A 228-nucleotide genomic window follows, 5' to 3' on the forward strand; every position below is an offset into this window, starting at 1 on the left:
CAGAAATCAACGATGCTGATAAAACCGGCAGGCTGCATATCAACGTGGATGCGGGCAACCGTTACTACGTGCGGAAAGAGCGCTTTGAAGGTAACGACACCTCAAAAGATTCCGTACTGCGCCGTGGAATGCGTCAGATGGGAGGTGCCTGGATGGGCAGCGATCTCGTCGATCAGGGTAAAGAGCGTCTGTGTCGTACCGGTTACTTCGATACCGTGGATGGGGATA

The 228-nt window shown here is 53.5% G+C and carries 1 protein-coding gene; it reads left to right on the forward strand.

The features are described 5' to 3' along the window. Positions 1 to 228: POTRA domain-containing protein (locus KVT28_RS27675; protein ID WP_217551569.1), on the forward strand; the 228-nt coding region annotated here is incomplete at both ends.

This window comes from Pantoea sp. GbtcB22 (assembly GCF_019091025.1).
Taxonomy (GTDB): Bacteria; Pseudomonadota; Gammaproteobacteria; order Enterobacterales; family Enterobacteriaceae; genus Pantoea; species Pantoea leporis.